Origin of the sequence: Oceanisphaera sp. (genome assembly GCF_052084945.1) — a bacterium.
Lineage (GTDB): Bacteria > Pseudomonadota > Gammaproteobacteria > Enterobacterales > Aeromonadaceae > Oceanimonas.
On the sequence record NZ_JBQDEX010000001.1, the window covers coordinates 43146 to 65318 of the forward strand.

21 protein-coding genes are annotated in these 22173 nt (G+C 46.5%); 18 read left to right on the top strand and 3 right to left on the bottom strand.

Annotated features, from left to right (window positions below; genetic code table 11):
• Nucleotides 1-7: 7 nt before the first annotated feature.
• Nucleotides 8-889, top strand: coding sequence for a CNNM family magnesium/cobalt transport protein CorC (gene corC / locus ACTHY5_RS00165; protein WP_441874768.1), 882 nt, complete (start codon nucleotides 8-10; stop codon nucleotides 887-889).
• Nucleotides 890-891: 2 nt separating this feature from the next.
• Entirely contained in the window at nucleotides 892-2448 is a 1557-nt protein-coding gene (gene lnt / locus ACTHY5_RS00170; protein ID WP_441874770.1) for an apolipoprotein N-acyltransferase, read from the top strand.
• A 127-nt stretch (nucleotides 2449-2575) separates the two neighbouring features.
• Here the strand turns inward: lnt and ACTHY5_RS00175 are convergent, their stop codons facing one another.
• Nucleotides 2576-3061: a zinc ribbon-containing protein gene (locus tag ACTHY5_RS00175; RefSeq protein ID WP_441874772.1), complete on the bottom strand. Its 486-nt coding sequence runs from the start codon at nucleotides 3059-3061 to the stop codon at nucleotides 2576-2578.
• A 125-nt stretch (nucleotides 3062-3186) separates the two neighbouring features.
• Between ACTHY5_RS00175 and leuS the strand changes: the two genes are divergently transcribed.
• From leuS to lipA, 14 genes are all read left to right on the top strand, one after another.
• Entirely contained in the window at nucleotides 3187-5781 is a 2595-nt protein-coding gene (gene leuS, locus ACTHY5_RS00180; protein WP_441874774.1) for a leucine--tRNA ligase, read from the top strand.
• A 130-nt stretch (nucleotides 5782-5911) separates the two neighbouring features.
• Complete coding sequence (locus tag ACTHY5_RS00185) at nucleotides 5912-6397, top strand: LPS-assembly lipoprotein LptE (RefSeq protein ID WP_441874776.1); 486 nt, start codon at nucleotides 5912-5914, stop codon at nucleotides 6395-6397.
• The gene (holA, locus tag ACTHY5_RS00190; RefSeq protein ID WP_441874778.1) at nucleotides 6397-7419 is read left to right on the top strand and encodes a DNA polymerase III subunit delta; all 1023 of its coding nucleotides are present in this window, start codon (nucleotides 6397-6399) and stop codon (nucleotides 7417-7419) included. Before ACTHY5_RS00185 ends, holA begins: the two co-directional genes overlap by 1 nt.
• Before the next feature lie 232 nt (nucleotides 7420-7651).
• Nucleotides 7652-8299, top strand: coding sequence for a nicotinate-nucleotide adenylyltransferase (gene nadD, locus ACTHY5_RS00195; protein WP_441874780.1), 648 nt, complete (start codon nucleotides 7652-7654; stop codon nucleotides 8297-8299).
• 34 nt (nucleotides 8300-8333) lie between these two features.
• The gene (rsfS, locus tag ACTHY5_RS00200) at nucleotides 8334-8675 is read left to right on the top strand and encodes a ribosome silencing factor (RefSeq protein WP_441874781.1); all 342 of its coding nucleotides are present in this window, start codon (nucleotides 8334-8336) and stop codon (nucleotides 8673-8675) included.
• Nucleotides 8675-9145, top strand: a complete 471-nt coding sequence (rlmH, locus tag ACTHY5_RS00205; RefSeq protein WP_441874783.1) for a 23S rRNA (pseudouridine(1915)-N(3))-methyltransferase RlmH — start codon at nucleotides 8675-8677, stop codon at nucleotides 9143-9145. The genes rsfS and rlmH overlap by 1 nt, the downstream gene beginning before the upstream one ends.
• 2 nt (nucleotides 9146-9147) lie before the next feature.
• Nucleotides 9148-11040 carry a penicillin-binding protein 2 gene (gene mrdA, locus ACTHY5_RS00210; RefSeq protein ID WP_441874785.1) on the top strand — a complete coding sequence of 631 codons (1893 nt, stop codon included), beginning with the start codon at nucleotides 9148-9150 and terminating at the stop codon, nucleotides 11038-11040.
• Nucleotides 11033-12139, top strand: coding sequence for a rod shape-determining protein RodA (gene rodA, locus ACTHY5_RS00215; RefSeq protein ID WP_441874787.1), 1107 nt, complete (start codon nucleotides 11033-11035; stop codon nucleotides 12137-12139). The genes mrdA and rodA overlap by 8 nt, the downstream gene beginning before the upstream one ends.
• Before the next feature lie 12 nt (nucleotides 12140-12151).
• The gene (mltB, locus tag ACTHY5_RS00220; RefSeq protein WP_441874789.1) at nucleotides 12152-13126 is read left to right on the top strand and encodes a lytic murein transglycosylase B; all 975 of its coding nucleotides are present in this window, start codon (nucleotides 12152-12154) and stop codon (nucleotides 13124-13126) included.
• Nucleotides 13107-14027: a septal ring lytic transglycosylase RlpA family protein gene (locus tag ACTHY5_RS00225; RefSeq protein ID WP_441874790.1), complete on the top strand. Its 921-nt coding sequence runs from the start codon at nucleotides 13107-13109 to the stop codon at nucleotides 14025-14027. The genes mltB and ACTHY5_RS00225 overlap by 20 nt, the downstream gene beginning before the upstream one ends.
• A 58-nt stretch (nucleotides 14028-14085) precedes the next feature.
• Entirely contained in the window at nucleotides 14086-15258 is a 1173-nt protein-coding gene (locus tag ACTHY5_RS00230; protein ID WP_441874792.1) for a serine hydrolase, read from the top strand.
• A 187-nt stretch (nucleotides 15259-15445) separates the two neighbouring features.
• Nucleotides 15446-15709: a DUF493 family protein YbeD gene (gene ybeD / locus ACTHY5_RS00235; RefSeq protein WP_441874818.1), complete on the top strand. Its 264-nt coding sequence runs from the start codon at nucleotides 15446-15448 to the stop codon at nucleotides 15707-15709.
• 32 nt (nucleotides 15710-15741) lie between these two features.
• Nucleotides 15742-16410 carry a lipoyl(octanoyl) transferase LipB gene (gene lipB, locus ACTHY5_RS00240; protein WP_441874794.1) on the top strand — a complete coding sequence of 223 codons (669 nt, stop codon included), beginning with the start codon at nucleotides 15742-15744 and terminating at the stop codon, nucleotides 16408-16410.
• Nucleotides 16407-17372, top strand: coding sequence for a lipoyl synthase (gene lipA / locus ACTHY5_RS00245; RefSeq protein ID WP_441874796.1), 966 nt, complete (start codon nucleotides 16407-16409; stop codon nucleotides 17370-17372). The genes lipB and lipA overlap by 4 nt, the downstream gene beginning before the upstream one ends.
• A 1136-nt stretch (nucleotides 17373-18508) precedes the next feature.
• On the opposite strand, the gene ACTHY5_RS00250 is transcribed toward lipA, so the two are convergent.
• Entirely contained in the window at nucleotides 18509-19039 is a 531-nt protein-coding gene (locus tag ACTHY5_RS00250) for an HPP family protein (RefSeq protein WP_441874798.1), read from the bottom strand.
• Between the two features lie 139 nt (nucleotides 19040-19178).
• Between ACTHY5_RS00250 and ACTHY5_RS00255 the strand changes: the two genes are divergently transcribed.
• Nucleotides 19179-19718: a TetR/AcrR family transcriptional regulator gene (locus tag ACTHY5_RS00255; RefSeq protein ID WP_441874799.1), complete on the top strand. Its 540-nt coding sequence runs from the start codon at nucleotides 19179-19181 to the stop codon at nucleotides 19716-19718.
• Nucleotides 19719-20367: 649 nt separating this feature from the next.
• Here the strand turns inward: ACTHY5_RS00255 and ACTHY5_RS00260 are convergent.
• Complete coding sequence (locus ACTHY5_RS00260; RefSeq protein WP_441874801.1) at nucleotides 20368-21282, bottom strand: LysR family transcriptional regulator; 915 nt, start codon at nucleotides 21280-21282, stop codon at nucleotides 20368-20370.
• 118 nt (nucleotides 21283-21400) lie between these two features.
• Between ACTHY5_RS00260 and ACTHY5_RS00265 the strand changes: the two genes are divergently transcribed.
• Nucleotides 21401-22165, top strand: a complete 765-nt coding sequence (locus ACTHY5_RS00265) for a YqcI/YcgG family protein (RefSeq protein ID WP_441874803.1) — start codon at nucleotides 21401-21403, stop codon at nucleotides 22163-22165.
• The last annotated feature ends 8 nt before the right edge of the window (nucleotides 22166-22173 follow it).

A 22173-nucleotide genomic window follows, 5' to 3' on the forward strand; every position in this document is an offset into this window, starting at 1 on the left:
TAGGTCAATGAGCGACGATAACTCGAACTCAGATTACGGTTCGTCCACTAAGAGAAATTGGTTAGAAAAACTCGGCCAGATTTTTCAGGGCGAGCCGAAGAACCGTGAAGAATTAGTAGAAGTGATCATGGACGCCAGTCAGCGGGAGCTGATCGATCAAGATACTAAAGATATGATTGAAGGCGTGCTAGATGTTAGCGAGTTAAGAGTGCGGGATATTATGATCCCTCGATCACAAATGGTAACGGTAGAAAAGTCTCAGCCTGTCTCGCATTTTCTGCCTATGATCATCGAGTCAACGCACTCACGCTTTCCGGTGGTAAATGAAGATAAAGATCATATAGAGGGCATATTGCTAGCCAAGGATTTGCTGCAATACGGCCTTGCCTTAACCGACGACAATTTTGCTATTGATGATATTTTACGCCCAGCCGTGGTGGTTCCTGAAAGTAAGCGACTCGATAAACTACTAAAAGAGTTTCGCCAAGAACGCTATCACATGGCCATTGTGGTAGATGAGTTTGGCGGCGTGTCGGGTTTAGTAACCATTGAAGATATTTTAGAGCTCATTGTTGGCGACATCGAGGATGAGTTTGACGCAGAAGAAAGTGCCGAGATCCGCCAAGTTACGTCGCGGGTTTATACGGTGGCTGCGTTAACCGACATTGATGATTTTAACGACTTTTTTCAAACAGATTTTAGTGACGAAGAAGCAGACACCGTGGGGGGCTTGGTTATGCACGCTTTTGGCCACTTACCCGCTAAAGGCGAGCAATTAGAAATTAATGGCTTTATCTTTAAAGTGGCTCATGCCGACCGTCGACGTCTATTACAGTTGCAAGTTAAGATACCGGATAATCAGGATACCTCTACTTCGGAAACCATATAAACGTGCGTCATTACCTTTCTCTTCTAGGAGCCCTGGTTAGCGGGGCGCTAGGTGTATTGGCTTTTAGTCCATTTGGCTATTGGCCATTTGCGCTGGTCTCTTTGCTTGGCCTTTATGCATTTACCCAACCACAGCCGCCTAAGCAGGCAGCTAAGCATGCCTTTATCTGGGCAATCGGTTTTTATTTTGTCGGCTTGTGGTGGATTCATAACAGCATGACCCTGTTTGGTGGCCTCCCCTTATGGGCCGCTTTTTTATTAGTGGCACTGCTAGCGGCATATCTTAGCCTTTATACCGCTGCTGCGGTTTGGTTAGCTCAACGTTTAGTACCAACACCCCGTTGGCGCGCCTTATTAGTTTTACCTGCCTTATTGATGCTTGCTGACTGGCTGCGCGGTTGGGTATTAACAGGTTTTCCTTGGTTATGGTTTGGCTACAGCCAACTGGATGGCCCCTTAGCTGGGTTAGCACCTATTGTTGGAGTACAAGGTATTAGCTGGTTGCTAACCTTTTCAGCAGGCGCACTGTGGTTGGGTATTCGCCGTCACTCTCAGTGGCGTTGGTGGCCAAGTTTGGGAGCGTTAGCACTGTGGGCAGTCGCGATTGGCACGCAATATATTCAATGGGTGACACCGACTCAAAGCAGTCGTTTTGCACTGATCCAGGGTAATATAGAGCAATCATTAAAATGGGTGCCGGGCCAGCTTGAACACAGCATTGAACGCTATCTAAACCTCACTTTACCCGAGCGTCAAGCCGATGTGGTGATCTGGCCTGAGTCTGCACTGCCCGAAACTGAGCAGCGATTGGCACCTTGGCTGGCACAAGTCGACCAACTAATGCGAGAGCGCGGCCAGAGCCTGATCACCGGCTTAGTATCACAAACTGATACTGGAGATATGTATAATTCGGTGATCACCTTAGGCCGTAATGCCATCCCCTATCAACCTGAGCACAGTAATCGCTATTACAAACAACATTTAGTGCCTATTGGTGAGTTTGTTCCTTTTGGTGACTTATTGCGCCCTTTGGCGCCCTTATTTAACTTACCAATGTCGTCATTTGCACAAGGCGAGGCAAATCAGTCCGATTTAAGTGCCGCCGGACAACAACTGAGTGTGGCCATTTGCTATGAAGTCGCTTTTCCAAGTTTAGTACGCAATAACATGAAGCCTGATACCGACTACCTGTTAACCTTGTCTAACGACACTTGGTTTGGCCAGTCAATTGGCCCATGGCAGCATCAGCAAATTGCCCGTATGCGTTCTTTAGAGCTAGGGCGCCCGTTAATTCGTGCTACTAATAATGGGGTTACTTTAGTAACCGATGAAAAAGGTAAGTTGGTGGCCAGTTTACCTCAGTTTGAGCATGGCGTACTTAATGCCGATGTCACAGGCACAACCGGCCTCACTCCTTATGCCCGATTTGGTAGTACACCCTTGTTAGCCTGGTTCTTGATAAGCGGCATACTCGGCGCCAGCCAAGGCCGACGCCAGTACCGCGGCCAACAACAACGATTAGCCGCTCAAGAAAACCTAAGAGCAAAAGCCAGAAGTTAACGTTTAACGCCGTAAGCTGTACGACATACGCTATACGGAAAACAAAACGCCGCATCAGCAGACGTGGCGTTTTTTATTGCCCTAACACGCAGCGTAAATCGTACCGCGTATCAGGTACGGCTGTTAGTTACACCGCCAGTGGGCGGCGAATAAAGCAAGTATGATTACACTCTAAACAGCTGGTGAGCACTTCAGGGTGAGTCACTTCATGTGAGTGAGCACAAAGGGTGCAGTCGTAACGACCAGGGCCCACCACTTCACCGGCTTGATATTCACCGTTATTGGTTAGCTCAGTGGCCAGTTCCTGCCATTCTAATTGACTCTTATCAGTAATATCAGAGATCCAACCCCAGACCGTCTCTTTAATGCGGCGATAAAATAAGCTGTCTCTAAATTCATCACCACTTTCTTCTAGCTCAACCAAATCGCGCTTCACATACTGTGCTATCAGTGCCAGTTCGTCTTTGGTCAAATCACTGGCCGCTTCCATATAGGCTTGGGTGGTTTCCACCAATTCCTTGATGCTGGTATTCTCGCTTTCTTGCCAACGTTTATGTAGATCATCAACAAAGGCTTCATAGCCACTTTTCTTTTTTTTATCTTGATTATCCATGCTCAATCTCCTCTATCATAGTGAGCACTCAGGGCTCGGCTATTGTTGCCTTTCCTCCCCTAAGGTATTCTATAGCTATTTAGAGCCTTGGTTTATTACCTAATTCACAAATCCGGATATCATTCATGCAAGAGCAATACATTCCCCAAGATATTGAGCCCAAAGCGCAACGCTTGTGGACAGAGCAGCAGACTTTTAAGGCCACAGAGCAGCCCGGTAAAGAAAAATTCTATTGCTTGTCTATGTTCCCTTACCCGTCAGGTCGACTGCACATGGGGCATGTACGTAACTACACCATAGGTGACGTTATCTCTCGCTACCAACGCTTGCAAGGTAAAAATGTGCTGCAACCCATTGGTTGGGACGCCTTTGGCCTGCCTGCCGAGAATGCTGCCATTAATAATAAAACAGCGCCGGCACCTTGGACCTATGAAAACATCGATTATATGAAAGATCAGCTGAAGCGTTTAGGCTTTGGTTATGATTGGGATCGTGAATTTGCTACCTGTACTCCTGAGTATTATCGCTGGGAACAATGGTTTTTCACTAAGCTGTACGAAAAAGGCTTAGTGTATAAAAAAACGTCTTCCGTTAACTGGTGCCCTCACGACGAAACTGTGTTGGCAAACGAACAAGTCAACGAAGGCTGCTGCTGGCGTTGTGACACCCCAGTTGAGCGCAAAGAAATACCGCAGTGGTTTATTAAGATCACCGAATATGCCGATGAGTTGCTCAGCGACTTAGATGCATTAGATGAATGGCCCGAGCAAGTTAAAGCCATGCAACGTAACTGGATTGGGCGCAGCGAAGGCGTAACCTTAAGCTTTAACGTAGCTGATCAAGCACCTGAGCACCTTCAAGCATTTGATGTGTACACCACCCGCCCCGACACCCTAATGGGCGTGACTTATGTAGGCATTGCCGCTGGGCACCCGTTGGCGGAACAAGCTGCTAAAAATAACCCCGCGCTGGCCGCGTTTATCGAAGACTGTAAGCACAACAGCAATGTTGCCGAAGCAGATATGGCCACCATGGATAAAAAAGGTGTGGCTACCGGCTTATATGCAATACACCCACTAACCGGTAAACAAGTGCCCATTTGGGCGGCTAATTTCGTGTTAATGGATTATGGTTCAGGTGCTGTGATGTCGGTGCCGGCCCACGATCAGCGCGATTATGAATTTGCCACTCAATATGGCCTTGATATTACCCCTGTTATCAAGCCTGCCGATGGTAGCGAACTGGATATCAGCGCTGAGGCCTATACAGAACAAGGTGTATTATTTAACTCTGGTGAATTTGATGGTCTTGATTTTCAAGCCGCCTTTGATGCCATTGCCGACACCTTAATTGAGAAAAAATGCGGTAAGCGTACCGTTAACTTCCGCTTGCGCGATTGGGGCGTTAGCCGCCAACGTTACTGGGGCGCGCCGATTCCGATGCTAAACTTAGAAGACGGCTCTGTAGTGGGCGTCCCTGAGGCCGATCTGCCGGTGGTATTGCCCGAAGATGTCGTAATGGACGGTATTCAAAGCCCCATTAAAGCCGATCCTGAGTGGGCTAAAACCACATATAACGGCCAACCTGCACTGCGTGAAACCGACACCTTTGACACCTTTATGGAGTCATCTTGGTATTATGCTCGCTATTGCAGCCCAGACTACGACCAAGGCATGTTGGATCCCGAAAAAGCCAACTACTGGTTACCTGTAGATCAGTATATCGGTGGTATAGAACATGCTTGCATGCATTTATTGTATTCGCGCTTTTTCCATAAACTACTGCGTGATACCGGTTTAGTCGAATCTGACGAACCCTTTAAGCGCTTATTATGCCAAGGCATGGTATTAGCCGATGCTTTTTATCACACCGATGAAAAAGGCGCTCGCACTTGGGTTAGTCCGCTAGACGTGACTTTAGAGCGTGACGACAAAGGCCGCGTTAAAAGTGTTAAAGATCACGATGGCAACGAGCTGGTACATACCGGCATGACAAAAATGTCGAAGTCAAAAAATAACGGTATCGACCCACAAGTGATGATCGACAAATACGGTGCCGATACCGTGCGCCTGTTTATGATGTTCGCCTCGCCCGCTGATATGACGCTGGAATGGTCAGACTCAGGTGTTGAGGGCGCACAGCGCTTTATTAAACGCTTATGGCGCTTGGTGTTTGAACATCAATCTTATGGCGCCGTTGACGCGCTGGATGTAGCAAGTTTAAGCCGTGAGCAAAAAGCCCTACGTCGTGATGTACATAAAACCATCAATAAAGTCAGTGACGATATTGGCCGCCGCCAGACGTTTAACACCGCCATTGCCGCAGTCATGGAGCTGATGAATCAGCTCACCAAGGTCGATATGAGTGATGCGCAAAATCGTGCCTTGCTGCAAGAGGCACTGGAAGCCATCACTGTGATGCTACACCCTATTATTCCCCATACCGGTGTTGAGCTGTGGCAAGGGCTGGGTAATAGCGATATCGATCATGCTGCTTGGCCGATAGCAGACCAAGCCGCCTTAATCGAAGATGAAAAACTGGTGGTGGTACAGGTCAATGGTAAAGTACGTAGTAAAATTACTGTGCCCGCTGATGCCAGCAAAGAGCAAGTAGAAGCCACCGCACAAGCTGATGAAAATGTGGCTCGCCACCTTGAAGGTAAAACCCTGCGCAAAGTCATTTACGTCCCCGGCAAGCTACTGAATATCGTAGCTAACTGATTAAAAAGCAGCGGTACGCTTTAAGCTATACGCTGTAAGACAAACCGGGCGCCCACATATTAAGGCGCTCGGTTTAGTTTTAGCTTGGTGCTGGGCGCATGGCGCTTGGTGCTTTTTTAAAGGATTAATCATGTTCACATCCATTAAAGCTACAGCTCTAGTTTTACTAACCTTGCTACTGGTTGGCTGTGGCTTTCAGCTGCGCGGTGGCGATAATTTAGCGCCCGAGTTACATCGCATCGCATTAGTCGGTGATGATAAGAGTCAATTTTACCGCTTGGTGTCTGCCCGCTTACAACGCGCCGGTGCCCAACTCGTTGCGCCCGACGCTCTCACTCCTGTGCTAAGTATCTCAGGCTTAGGTCAAGGTAATACAGCGGCGTCAGTCGACAGCCGTGCCGATGCATTAGAATATGCTACGCGCTTTGGTACTCGGTTTACCCTCGATATGCCAGATCAAACACGTAAGGTGTTTAATATCAGCTTTAACCGCAGTTTTCTGGATAAATCAGCACAAGCATTGGCTTCTAGTCGTGAGCAATTTCAGCTTCACGAACAGATGGAGCATGAAGCCGCCGAGCAAATTGTACGCCAGCTTAATCGTTTGTCGTTCTAATGCGCTTGTATCCTGAACAGCTCGCACAACATTTACAAGCAGGGCTCGCCCCCTGCTATTTTATTTATGGCGACGAGCCGCTGTTAAAGCAAGAAGCACTTGATGCCTTGCGCGCCACCGCTCGCAGCCTAGGGTTTGATGAGCGCAGCCGGTTTGATGCCGATCCTGCTCTAGATTGGGATGAGATTTTTTCTGCTAGTCAAAGCATGAGCTTATTTAGCCAACGACAAATTATTGAGTTACATCTACCTGATAAACTCGATAAAACGGCCTCAGAACGGCTACGTGAATTGCTCAAGCAATGCCATCCCGATTTATTACTGTTAATCACAGGCCCTAAGCTTAATCAGCAACAGCAAAAAGGCGCTTGGTTTAAAGCCCTTTCTGCCACAGGCCCGGTGATCCCCGTATTTACCCCCGATGCTCGCCACTTTGGCCGCTGGTTAACACAACGTTTGCAACAACATCATCTGCAAGCCGATACAGAAGCCATACAATGGCTTGCTTATGCCTTTGAGGGTAACCTTTTAGGCGTTAACGGAGAAATAGAAAAGCTGGCCCTACAAAATCTGCCGCAGCCATTAACACTGCCTGTATTACAAAGCCTTGTTCAACCACAACATCAGTTTAATCCGTTTCAACTATTCGACCCACTGTTACAAGGCAAGGTAAAACGCGCCTGTCGTATTTTGTTACAGTTGCGCGGTGAAGGCGTAGAAGCGGGCATGCTGTGTCATTTATTAGCCAGAGAGTTAAGCACCTTGCAGCAGTTACAATTAGGGCTGCTCAGTGGCCAGTCATTTAGCCAGTTGGCCGCTAACTTACATGTGTGGTCAAGTCGTCAAGGGTTAATGCAATCGGCTTTAGCACGCCTGCCACTGGCTAAAATACAACAGCTACAAGCCATGCTTGCCGCCACCGATCGTGCGGTGGCACACTTTGATGACGATGAAGCTTGGCGCTGGTTACACAGCATCTGCGTCGGCTTTTTAGATGAACGACTGCTGGTGATTACCCCCTAGCACCGAGCTAGAGACAAACCAACATTAGACATATTTTGCAACGGAAGAACGTGGAACCCACAGATAAGCGCGGCTTTAACTATTGGCTCTGTTTTACCAATAAATATATTTTTACCCCTGTCAGATCTCATCCTTATTTTTCCGTGGGTTCCGTGGCTTGCGTTGCGAGTTCATGTTTAATCTTTATCATAGCGCTTGTTTTACGCTTCACCCTTCACATAGGAACTGTGCAATGAAAAAAGCGATTGGCTTGTTGGGGGGCACCTTTGATCCCATTCATATCGGACACTTGCGCCCAGCCATTGAACTGCAAGAACAACTCAACTTAGCCCAAATACGACTGCTACCCAACTATATCCCCCCACACAAAACAACGCCCGACAGTGCGCCAGAGCACAGGTTAGCCATGGCGCAGCTGGCCACTAAGTACACGCCAGGACTGGTGGTGGATGCACGAGAACTAGCACATAATCGCCCTTCTTATACAATAGAAACCTTGATTGAACTGCGCAAAGAGCAGCCCGATACTCCCTTGTGCTTTTTAATGGGCATGGACTCGTTTTGTGGGCTAAATCACTGGCACCGTTGGCAAGAGCTGCTGGAGTACGTACACATTATTGTGAGTGATAGACCCGGTTTCCAGTCCCACTTTAACCCCACTATTCAGGCGTTATTTCGCGCCCATAGCACCACAGACCCCCGCTTACTACAGCAACATTTGGCTGGCCATATTTACCTGTTCAATAACGCCCAACTAGACATTTCATCAACCCAAATTCGCCGCCTTATTCGCCACGGGAACAATCCGCAATATTTGTTGCCAGAAGCTGTTGCCAACTACATTCGAGAACAGCGACTCTATCAATCTAGCGTGTTATAATCTGCTGTCATTTTTATTTTTGGAGTAAGCCCCCTTGCAAGGTCAAGAATTATACGATTTTATCGCCGACAAGCTCGACGATAGCAAAGCCAACGACATACAAATATTAGATGTGACTGGTAAATCCAGCATTACCGACTGCATGATAGTCTGCTCTGGTAACTCTAGCCGTCATGTTAACGCCATTGCCGAAAATGTGGTGATGGAAGCTAAACAAGCCGGTCTTACTTATTTAAGCTTGCAAGGCAAAGATGCCGGTGAATGGGTATTGGTCGATTTAGGCGATGTCATCGTGCACGTAATGCAAGAAGAAACCCGTGACTTTTATCAGTTAGAAAAGCTCTGGGGTGGTAACGCCACAGGGGCTTCGGCCTAATGAAGTTGCAACTGGTGGCGGTAGGAACAAAAATGCCCGATTGGGTCACTACCGGCTTTCAGGAATATCAGCGCCGTTTTCCCAGAGACTTATCATTAGAACTGATAGAAATATCAGCGGGTAAACGAGGGAAAAATGCCGACATCGAGCGCATATTACAGCGTGAAGGTGAGCAAATGCTGGCGGCGGTTGCTAAATCGGCGCGCATTGTTACGCTTGATATTCCTGGACGACCTTGGACCACACCCCAGTTAGCAACTGAGCTCACCCGCTGGCAGTTAGATGGCCGTGATGTGGCGATTTTAATTGGTGGCCCAGAAGGATTAGCACCTGCTTGCAAGGCCGCAGCCGAACAGTCTTGGTCGTTATCTCCGCTTACACTGCCCCACCCTTTGGTGCGTGTGGTGGCCGCCGAAAGCCTGTATCGGGCGTGGAGCATTAATAATAACCACCCTTACCACCGGGAATAATGATGGCTTCGTCTCGGATAAAGATGCGCGACCACGGCGCCGAATCCTCTTTATATTGGCGGCGTGCCGTGATCGCCTTTATTGGTATCATTGCACTAATGGGCGGCCTGCTTGCTAACCTTTATCACTTGCAGATTACTGATCATCAAAGCTATCAGACTCGCTCTAACGACAACCGTATTAAGGTCGTGCCCATTGCCCCTACTCGGGGGCTTATTTATGATCGCAATGGTATATTATTAGCTGAAAACCGCCCTATTTACAGTCTAGAAATCACACCCGAGCAGGTTCAAGACTTAGATAAAACCGTTGATCAGCTGATCACTTTGCTTGAACTCGATCCTGAAATAAAAGCACGTTTTTTAAAAGAAGCTCGCCGCCAACGCCGTTTTAATCCCGTCGTACTGGTCAATCTGCTCACCGAACAACAGGTGGCACGTTTTAGTATTAACCAGCATAAGTACCCTGGTGCGGCTATTGAAGCTTACCTAAAGCGTTTTTATCCTTACCGCGATACCTTTACACACGCAGTGGGCTATGTCGCACGAATTAATGATAAAGACGTCGCTCGATTAAAAGAAGACAATAAGTTGGCGAACTATGCCTCTACTCGCGATATTGGAAAGCTTGGCGTAGAGCGTTATTACGAAGACACCTTACATGGCCAAACTGGATATCAAGAAGTTGAGGTCAATAACCGAGGTCGTGTCATTCGTACCCTTAAGTACCAACCCCCTATACCTGGCAGCGATATTTACTTAAACCTAGATGTGGCATTACAGCAACAAGCACAAGAGCTGATGGCCAAGCGCCGTGGTGCAGCCGTGATTATGACGCCAAAAGATGGAAAAATACTGAGCCTTATTTCAAGCCCCAGCTATGATCCTAACTTATTTGTACACGGCATAAGTGGCTCCGAATACCGCCATTTACTGAATAACCCCGACCGACCACTTATTAACCGTGCTAGCCAAGGCATTTACGCCCCCGCCTCCACCGTTAAACCCATGCTTGCCATTATGGGGCTAAATGAAGGAGCATTTACGCCCAGTACACGCTTTTTTGGTGGCCCTTATTTTCAAATCCCCAACACTAAACGCAAGTTTCGCGACTGGCGACGCTGGGGCCATGGTTGGATGGACGTTTATAGAGCCATTGAAATATCTGCTGATACATTTTTCTATGATCTTGCTTATAAAGTCGGTATCGACGGGATTAATGACTATATGGGGCGTTTTGGTTTTGGTGAATATTCCGGTATAGACTTGCATGAAGAAGCGAATGGTAACCTGCCCTCACGCGAATGGAAAAAAGCACGCCACAAGCAACCTTGGTATCAAGGCGATACTATTTCAGTGGGAATTGGCCAAGGCTACTGGACCGCAACACCGCTACAACTGGCTCGCGCCACCAGCATTTTGGTTGATAAAGGTGAAACCATTCACCCCAGATTACTGCACGGCATTGGTACTCCCGAGGGCATGATTGATATGCCGGTAAGCAAAGGACAGCCCATTACACTAAAACAAGAAAGCTTTTGGGATGTTTCCCTAACCGGTATGCACCGCGTAATTAATGGTAAAGAAGGTACCGCAAGACGCGCTTTTGCTAATACGCCCTATACTGCTGCGGGAAAATCAGGTACGGCGCAGGTATTTAGCTTAGCTGAAAACCAACAATATGATCATGAAAAAACTAAAGAGCACCTGCGCGATAATGCCTTATTTACCGCTTTTGCACCTTATGAAAACCCTGAGGTGGTAGTGTCAGTGGTATTAGAAAATGCCGGTGGAGGAAGTTCTCAAGCAGCTCCCGTTGCTCGCGCCTTGCTGGATCTTTATATGATCCCTGAAATAATTGATGCACCAAACACCCAGGAGCTAACCGATGAGTAACCATCACCACCGTCGCTCGCTATGGGAGATGCTACACCTAGATTGGCCTTTATTGCTGGCACTCATCACCTTATTAAGCGCAAGTTTAGCTATTTTGTACTCAGCGTCGGGAGAGAATATGGACTCGCTCATACGCCAAGCCATGCGTATAGGTGTTTCCATCGTAGTGATGATTGCCCTTGCGCAATTATCACCGAGCTTTTATGCCCGCTGGGGGCCGCCGGTGTTTATATTAGGCTGCATATTATTGGTGCTGGTGATCTTGGTGGGTGATATTGGTAAAGGGGCACAACGCTGGCTGGAGTTTGGTGCAATACGTTTTCAACCATCCGAAATTATGAAACTGGTAATGCCCATGATGATTGCCACCTACATTAGTCGTTACCCATTGCCGCCCAGCTTGCTGAGGGTATTTTTGGCATTATGTATGGTTATCATTCCTACCTTATTGATTGCCAGTCAGCCCGATTTAGGTACGTCATTACTGGTAGCCGCATCGGGGCTTTTTGTTATTTTTTTAGCAGGTATGTCTTGGCGCCTGATTTTGGCCGCGCTAATCAGCATGGCCGCCTTTTTACCAGCATTATGGTTTTTCCTGATGCACGATTACCAAAAGCGACGAGTATTGACTCTGCTAAACCCTGAAAGCGATCCTTTAGGAGCCGGCTATCATATTATTCAGTCTAAAATAGCCATCGGCTCTGGTGGTTTATGGGGCAAAGGCTGGTTACAAGGCACACAGTCGCAGCTGGAGTTTTTACCTGAACGCCATACTGACTTTATTTTTGCGGTATTAAGTGAAGAGTTTGGCTTAGTTGGCGTATGCCTGCTAATGGCACTCTATTTATTTATCATTTGGCGAGGTCTGTATATTTCAATGCAGGCTCACGGGGCTTTTCCTCGCTTGTTAGGCGGCGCACTGACCCTAACGTTTTTTGTGTATGTATTTGTTAATATTGGCATGGTTAGCGGCTTACTTCCTGTAGTAGGCGTGCCCCTGCCCTTGATCAGTTACGGCGGCACCTCCATGGTGACACTTATGGCAGGCTTTGGCATTTTGATGTCTGTGCACACTCACAAACGCCTGTTAGCTAAATAAAAGGATAATTGAATGCGTCTTGCTCTTCTTTCTGTCAGCTTATTAATCAGTAGTTCTGTTCTGGCCGTTACCCCAAACCCCGAACAAGCCGTTTGGCTAGACGAGCTTGCAGATACATTCGACGTTCCGGTTAGTGAATTCAACGACGCACTTACTCAGGCAGATTATCAACAACCCATTATTGATGCCATGACGCGCCCAGCCGAAGGAAAACCCTGGCACCAGTACCGGCCAATTTTTTTAACAGAAAAGCGCCTCACTAAAGGCGTAGAGTTCTGGCAACAGCACCAGCGCTTATTAACCAGTGCAGAGCAGCAATTACAGGTGCCCCCCGAAATTATCACCGCTATTATTGGCGTAGAAACTTTTTATGGTGCCCATATGGGCAATTACAAGGTATTAGATGCGCTGTACACCTTAGGCTTTCACTACCCAGCACGTGGTGCATTTTTTCGCTCCGAGTTAGGTCACTATTTAGCACTGGCCAAAGAACAAGGTTGGGCGCTAGACGATCCTAAAGGCTCTTATGCTGGCGCCATGGGCATGGGCCAGTTTATCTCCTCTAGCTACCGCCATTATGCGGTCGATTTCGACTCTGATGGTGAACGTAATCTATTTTTAGCGGACGATGCCATTGGCAGTGTTGCCAATTACTTTTATGAACACCAGTGGCACCCTAACGAAGGCATCGCGCATCACGCGCAAGTGACCGATACTGATGCGGTTGCCTCATTACTCAGTGATGATTTAAAGCTAAAGCACACTTGGGCCGAGTTAGAGGCCGCAGGGGTCACACTGCCTAACGCACTAGAGGCCGAAACTCCCGTTAAATTATTACGTTTAGAGGGCGCACAAGGCCCAGAATATTGGGTTGTTCAGCATAACTTTTATGTTATAACCCGTTATAATCACAGCCCGCTTTATGCCATGGCCGTATTTCAACTTAGTGAGCAGCTGAAACAGCAATATGATAAAACCTCTCTTTAAATCTTTTCTACCGCTAACAGCCTTCGCTATTATGGCGTGCAGTAGCCAACCTGACTCTGAGCAAACACCAGCTTCATCTGACGAGACTCAAGAAGAAGTAAGAGATGCACAGTGGGAAAAAGAAACTGCTGGTGGCCGTTATCACTTGCGTCAAGATAAGCCACCTGGAACGCCACCGAACCTAGATCATATTAAAGATGCCGTTCCACGTTACGAGCCATACACCCGCGGTGGAAATAAGAATTATACGGTGTGGGGTAAAAACTATGAAGTATGGCAAGATGTAGAAAACTACCGAGATGAAGGCTTAGCCTCTTGGTATGGCGCTAAGTTTCATGGCTACCATACCTCTAATGGTGAGGTGTATGATATGTACACTATGACGGCGGCCCACAAGCACCTGCCCTTGCCATCTTTTTTACGTGTTACCAACAAAGAAAATGGCAAACAAGTGGTCGTTCGCGTTAATGATCGCGGCCCTTTTCATGAAGGCCGAGTGGTTGATTTATCCTATGCTGCCGCTTATAAGCTTGGCATGCTAGATACTGGTACTACGGCTGTTAAGGTTGAACTAATAAAAGTGCTATCTAACGACAAGGACAGCCCACAACAGCAGGCCGTCGCAACGCCACCCCCTGCCTCTGGTGAGGCGCGAGACCTTCATATTCAAACTCAAGCTCCTCTCCCAGGCAAGCACATACAATTGCTGGCCACTCGCTCTAGCGATAAAGCAAAACAGCTGGCCGCTCAATTGAGTAAAGAGTATGGTTTTCCGGCGCGTGTTGAGCGCCAATCTGAATGGTATCGCCTGCAAATGGGCCCCATTCCAAGTAACAAAACACAACTTATCCTCAAGCGACTGATCGCTGAAGGGTATGCTCAGGCCTATTTTATTAACTAATTCGCTTTTATTTATCACGGGCACATTTGCCTATATAGACAAGGTTTTAACAGACATTATGCGCATGCTTACCACTCTTCCAACCTTTTTCCTTGCCGCCGCGGTGTCTTTTTCTAGCCAGGCGCAAGTATTAACCTCCATGATCCCTCAGGCGCCGTCCATTGCGGCTAAGTCTTATGTGTTAATGGATTATAACAGCGGTCAAATATTGGTCTCTGAAGCGGCAGACGAAAAATTACCCCCCGCCAGTTTAACCAAAATGATGACTTCGTATATTTTGGCCCAAGCGCTAAAAGAAGGTAAAGTCCAAAAAGACGACATGGTGACTATTAGCGAAGCTGCCTGGGCCCAGAATTTTCCTGGCTCATCGGTGATGTTTCTTGAAGTAGGCAAAGAAGTGAGCATCGATCAGCTTAATCGCGGCATTATTATTCAGTCGGGCAACGACGCCACTGTGGCCATTGCCGAGCATTTAGCTGGTAGTATTAATTCATTTGCTGACTTAATGAACGGCTGGTCGGCACGCTTGGGCATGAAAGATAGTCACTTTGTAACGCCCCACGGCTTGCACAGCGACCAAATGTACACCACAGCTCAAGATATGGCGTTATTAGGGCAAGCCTTAATTCGCGATGTGCCAGAAGAATATAAAATTTATTCTGAACAGTCCTTTACCTTTAATGGCATTACCCAACATAACCGCAACTCTTTATTGTGGGATAAATCGTTGAATGTGGATGGCATTAAAACCGGCCATGTGGATGCGGTAGGATATAATTTAGTCTCTTCAGCCACGCAAGATGATATGCGCTTAATTGCCGTGGTTATGGGCGCAAGCAGCGAACGCGCTCGTGCAACCGAAAGTAAAAAATTACTCACTTACGGTTTTCGTTTTTATCAAACCCTTACCCCTTACGAAGCCAATACTAAGCTAATGGATCAGCAAATTTGGATGGGTAAGCAAGACACCATAGCGCTGGGGGTAGATAACGCAGTCTCGGTGACGATTCCTCGTGGTCAGGCTAAAAACTTAGAAGCTGATTTTACCCTAGACACCGCCCTAAGAGCGCCCATTGTTAAAGGGGAACAGGTAGGCACCTTGCACCTCAAGTTAGACGATAAAGATGTAGCAAGCTTGCCTTTGGTGGCACTTGAAGACGTAGAGCAAGGCGGTATTTTTAGCCGCATGATTGACTACATCAAACTATTGGTAAAAGACTTGTTTAGCTAAACATCACAACTGGGCGGAGTAAGTTTAAAGCTGACAACTTATCGCTGCACACAGGGTTTGCTTGCTTACCCCCACAAGTTGTCGGTTTAAGCACTGCCACTTTTATGGTAAAAGTGTGATCTGGGTTAGATAAATACCGCCCGTAATATTAACGACTGCATAAGTAAAGGTTGCTATGACTAGCCAATTGAACACCAAATTTGATGAGTATCTTGATTTTCCTTGTCAGTTTCCTTTTAAAATTTTAGGGCTGGCTGATGATCGTCTCCCCGATATGATAGTCGAAGTCCTGCAACAGCATGCCCCAGGTGATTACAGCCCCAAGGTCCGCCCCAGCAGCAAAGGGAATTATCATTCAGTGTCGGTAGCCGTCACCGTCACCAGCAAAGAACATGTTGAAACTCTCTACCTAAAATTGGGTGAGATAGAATTGGTTAAATACGTACTCTAGGGCTGTTGTCCCTCTACGACTTAGGACACACAATGGCACAGCACCAACTCACGATTAGACACTGGGGTAGCGTCGCTTACGAAGAGGTATGGCATGCCATGCAAGACTTCACGAATCAACGCACCCAAGAGACTCAAGATGAACTTTGGTTAGTAGAACATCCACCAGTGTTTACCCAAGGCCAAGCAGGCAAGCCCGAACATATTTTAAATTTGGGTGATATCCCCTTGGTTAAAAGTGACCGTGGCGGGCAAGTGACTTACCACGGTCCGGGTCAATTAATTGTGTATTTAATGCTGGATGTACGCCGCAAGAAGCTTGGGATTCGCCACTTAGTAACCAGCATGGAAAATGCCATTGTTGGTCTACTGGCCGACTATCATATTAATGCCTACGCTAAACCCGATGCACCAGGCGTGTATGTTGCCAATAGCGATGACATAGAAAATAAAATTGCCTCGCTAGGATTACGAGTTCGCCGCGGCTGCTCGTTTCATGGTTTGGCACTGAACGTAAATATGGACTTAGCTCCCTTTCTGCGGATAAACCCTTGCGGCTATGCCGGCATGGCCATGACTCAGAGTTGTGCATTGGGTGGCCCTCAGACATTGGATGAGGCTCAGTCCCAGCTGATACCCAAGCTTGCAGAGCTGCTGGGCTATCAACACCTCGACTACACCACAGAGAAGCTAACATTATGAATAAACCTGTACGCGTCGAGCCTGGCGTAAAATTACGCGACGCCGATAAAATGGCTCTCATCCCCGTTAAGTTCATGCCAGAACCCGATGAAGAAGTGTTGCGTAAGCCAGATTGGATGAAGATCAAGCTTCCTCCAAGCAGTAAGCGCATACAGGAACTGAAAGGCATTATGCGCGAGAACAATTTGCACTCTGTGTGTGAAGAGGCCTCTTGCCCTAACTTAGCAGAATGCTTTACCCACGGCACCGCCACCTTTATGATTTTGGGGGCGATTTGTACTCGTCGTTGTCCTTTTTGTGATGTGGCCCACGGGCGACCGCTAGCGGTTGATCCTGAGGAGCCTGCTAAGCTTGCTAAAACCATTAAAGAGTTAGCTCTTAAATATGTGGTGATCACCTCGGTGGACAGAGACGACCTGCGTGATGGCGGGGCTCAGCACTTTGTAGATTGCATTAAAGCCATACGCGAACAAAGTCCCAACACTAAAATTGAGATCTTAACTCCCGATTTTCGTGGCCGTATGGATAAAGCATTAGAAATATTTAAAGATACGCCGCCCGATGTGTTCAACCACAACTTAGAAACCGCACCGCGCCTATATCGTGTTGCCCGCCCAGGGGCTGATTACAAGTGGTCGTTAGAGCTGCTGCGTCGCTTTAAAGAAATGCATCCGCAGGTAGCAACCAAGTCTGGTTTAATGATGGGACTGGGCGAAACCAATGAAGAAATAGCCGAAGTACTAAAAGACTTACGCGCCCACAACGTGACTATGCTAACCCTTGGCCAATATCTACAGCCAAGCCGTCATCACTTACCCGTGAAGCGTTACGTGCCGCCAGCTGAGTTTGATGAGCTAAAAGTAATCGCTGACAGTATTGGTTTTGAGCACGCCGCTTGTGGGCCACTCGTTCGCTCTTCATATCATGCCGATCTTCAAGCCCAAGGCGTAGAAGTGAAGTAAGCCTCAACGCCACTTTACGGCTAACGCTGTACGCTTTACGTCTATCACTGATATATAAAAAGGAGCCTTTCAGCTCCTTTTTTTATTTTTAGCATTTTTCTTATCGCTTCTAGCTTACGGCCTGTCTCTTAGCCACATCTTTTTGTTGCTGTTTGAGTAGAAATCAGGCAGAGCGCGCTACTCCGCTCGACTCGCCGCTGGGATAGCCATCTTTGCTGGTTAACAACTGCGAATATTCACTGGATATTCGTTTTGTTACCCAACAAAGATACACGCCAGCAAGCTGGCCCATACGGGCTCCGCCGCGCAATCTGCCCGCCATGGATGGCGGAAATGCAGAAATGGCAGGAGCATTTTTCTGCCCTGGCGCGGAGGGTCGACGGAGCAGACACCTTCTGCCTTCCCATTAGCACCGAGTTGCCTGAATGTGTAGGCGAATACTTGTTCTCGCATTGCGCCGCAGGCGTAAATCAATTGTTAGGCAATGGCTCGATTTAAAACATGAGCTCAAGGATGTCGGTCATCGACGCTAACAAGCGATACAGTGGTATGTGGCCGGATAAAGGGATCTTCTTCACCGACCGTCACATAACAGGGAGGTTATGTGCTGAAGCTAGAGGGGGCGAGCTTGCTCGCCGTGACGAACGGTATCGGCCTAACGAACATCCAGTGAATGTTCGCAGTAGGCTGATTACTGTGAGTATCATTAGCCCCGCAGCGTGTCGATGAAGAAGCCCCTTTGTTCGGCCGTTATGCAGGCCGAACCGACTAAATCACGTGTCTCATTTTTATTTATAATGCAAGTAAAAGATGTGACTAAGTGACAGGCTCAGAGTCTGTCTCTTAGTCACAAGTCGCAAGCCTGTGATATTAATGCCCAGAGGCAACTGGGTAGCCTACTCCGACACGCTAAACCGCATCCCTGCGACGCTCAGCACATGACGTCCCTGTCATGTGATGGTCGGCTGAGTCTATCCCGGCTGCCTCTTCATAAATATTGGAGCGGTCGGCTGATACACAAAACCGACAGAATGCTATATTTTGTAGTCGCAGCTTTAGCTGCGATATTCTGCAGAGCAGAATGATTTTCTTGCATTTATCTTCCAGCCATACTAATTCCGCAACTTTCAATATTGTTATGAACCTTTCTGGCGGCCAAAACCATGCCAGTACACAGGCCATCTTGCTTCAACACCGTAGTTATTCACTGCGGAGGCGATCGCCACCAGTGTAACGCTGCCGATTAGCACTGGTGTTAACAGATAATCGAACCCCACCGCGCTTTGCCCTGCCAAAATAATCACCAGCGGGTTAGCGCCTGCTGGCGGATGCACGGCTCTAAAATATTGCATCAGCATGGTAGCCACACCGACTGCGAGCGCTATAACCATAATGGAATCACCAAATCCATAGAGGGCAATCAATCCTACCGTAGCGCTGATCAGATGCCCGCCGATGACGTTACGTGGCTGTGCTAATGGTGAAGTTGGCACTGCAAATAACAGTACACAAGTCGCACCAAAAGGCGCCATCAACCAAGGCACCTCGGTGGTCTGGCCTAAGATGCATAACACCAGTATGCCAAGCGAGCTGCCAACTAACCCTTTGAGCAATTGAACCATAGTTGGTTTAGGCGGTAACACGCCGCCACCTTGTAATCTTTTCATTATTATTCCCTTAATTAGCCATAAAACCTGATTAATAGTATGTGTTACACTGTCGATACAGACCTGTACACATAGTTTACGAGACAGTACAGATCTGTACTGGCATAAGCAATAGCTAAATTTAACTAATGGAGCAGCAATGAGCATAAAAGAGCATATTCTGGATGTGGCAGAGTCGCTGTTTAATGAGCTTGGCTATACCGCAGTCGGCGTCGATCTGATCCGAGACCAAGCTAAAGTATCTAAGACCTCCATGTATCGACACTTTGGTTCAAAGAATAAATTGATCGAGGCGGTGCTAGCACGCAGACATCAATACTTTGAAGCACAGCTAACTCCGATTTTCGCCAGTACTGCCAGTGTAGACGCACGCTTGGATGCACTTATCGATTGGCACTTTGCTTGGTTTCGCAGCAAAAATTTTAAAGGCTGCATGTTTATGCATGCGCTGGCTGAGTTTAAAAGTCAGGATGAAACATTGGCGCAACAGGCGTTGCAACATAAAACCTGGTTAAAGTTACTGTTGCTTTCTTTATTCGATCCCACAGACCTAAAGCGAGAAGATAAAGCTGAGGCCATTATTACTTTCTTAGAAGGTATGATTGTGAGAGCTGAGTTTGGGGGAGTTATCGAGAATAAAGATACTTATCGCTTAAGCGTAAAGACGTTGACCCAATAAAAAATATAAATTCTTAGTTATTATTCTATACCAAACTGGCAGGGCGGGATTCCACTTTGTTGATATTTTAACCAAATAGAATGTTTGAGCGATATTCACCCGACCAGCATGCTAACCGATGATTCAAGAATGATCATATAGCTTCTATGTTTGTATGAAAACCCTACAATTAAACCTTACAAAAGGTGTGAGATCTCACCCTGACCAAACTGGTGGATTCGGACCATTAAAGTCAATGGACACTACTGTGTTAACAGCGGAGAAATGGCGTTGCGCGCGGCTGTTTCTGGCGTGGGTTTTGCTATTTTATCGTGAGAGGCCTGCCAATCCAGCATTACTGACGAGCGCTTAATAGAAATTGAGTTTGCACTGCCGGCCGTGCCATTACATTTGTTTGCGCTTTATTCAAGCCGTCGTGACTTGCCGTCAAAGACCAGAGCGCTACTGGAGCTTATACAGCAAGGATTGGGAAACACCCCTTGCTGGGTTGTGATTAACAGTAGCTTTAAGTCCCGCCCATTTTCACCTTCCAAACAGATACCGTCGCATGCTATGAATATGATCACTGTATTAGCTATCTCAGAAGCACATCCAGTTTGATGGTACTGGAATCTCGGTCTTTGATTAGTCCAGCAAATTCTCTCAGTCGCTAATCAATAAATATAATATTATTATCATTAATATTGGGCACACTACTTTTAAGGAATATGCACAACTGATTTATGTAATGTTCTTTTTTATTATGACTAGGATAAACCATATAATAACCATCCCCCGTCTTAACCGCTTTATTAACTGGCAAGATCAATTGCTTATTATTAAGCGCATTCATGCATAACACTAGATCGCCAATAGCTACCCCGTGCCCAGCAGCTGCCGCCGCACTACCTTGCTCTAAGCTATCAAAAACTTTCCCCTGAGTAATGTCAATATCCTCCGCTATATTTGCCCGCTGCAACCAGCGACGCCAGTCTCGACGATCGGGGGAGGGGTGAATAAGCTCATACTCGCTTATTTTCATCTCACCATCACTTTTAAACAAGATAGAAGAACATACAGGAACTAACCATTCATCAAATAATTTAATACTTTTTGTGCCGTGACCAAAACTACCCTGACCAAGTAAAATTGCACAATCATAGGGCTCACTAAAGAAATCAACTGTATCTATATCCATCCAAACACTGGTTGTTTGTATATTGAACGGTGGTGAGGTTTTCTTATGCTCACTTAAACAGTCGAGTAACCAGCGCATAGTTAAAGTAGAGGGTGCTTTAAGACGCAGTGTATTTTCTTGGCTTTTAAAGGCATCGCATGCATCTTGCAATCGCTTAAAAATATGCTTTAGTTCAGAGGCAAAAATTTCCCCTTGTGGTGTCACCTTCACTCTAGGCCCAATACGAGTAAACAGCTGACAACTAAAAAACTCCTCTAACGTTTTAATGTGTTTACTGACTGCACTTTGGGTCAAATTTAGCTCATCGGCGGCGAGTGTAAATGAACCGATTCGAGCGGCGCTCTCAAATGCTCGCAAGGCATAAAGTGGGGGAAGCCTTTTAGACAATATCAAACTCCATCATGAGTATTTGTCATAGTTAACCTGAGTTTTTTCCATTTTTCAATCACTATCACACTAAGGAATAATGACGACCTAAAATACATTACAGAAAGGGTACAGATTTATGATGGATAAAAATTCATTAGGCGTGCTAACCAACCAATTTTCTTTAGAAGAAAATTATAATCGAAGTGAATGTAACAACCACAAGAGTTGGGTTTTAGATGCTTATGAAGATTTCATTAGTGTGTTACACAATAAGGCATTCCCTTGCCTATTTGGAAGGAATGCCTTAAAGAAAAAATCTTTAATATTCTTATTCGTAAGTGAAGAGGAACGGTTACATGATTTAAAATTAGGTGTGACACAATACATCAACTTTGTGAAAAACGTTCCGGTAGAACAACGCTTGTATTCTCCATTAATCATTATTTTTGAAAATAGCAATCTTAAAAATATAAAAAAAGAGCATACATTTTGCTGGGAGCAACTACAAACAATACATGATTTAGATACTGAATCTTGGCCCAGCAACATACCACTTAATCCTGAAAATAATAATTGGACATTTTGCTTTGGCGGAATAGAGTTATTTGTGAACATGAGCTGCCCAAGCCATAAGAAAATGAAGAGTCGTAATCTGGGGAGACATATCACTTTCATCATCAACCCACGTGGAAACTTTGATATAATAGCAGGAGTAAATGACAAGAGAGGAATTGAAGTTAGAAATAAAATTAGAGAGCGCATTAAGTTATATAATGATGGCATAGTGCCTAATGAATTAGGGTTTTATGGTGAAGGGAATAGTAAAGAATGGAAACAATATCAATTGAATGAACCTAACAGCTTATTTGCCTCTAAATGTCCTTTGTCGTTAAAGTCATAAAGTAGAGG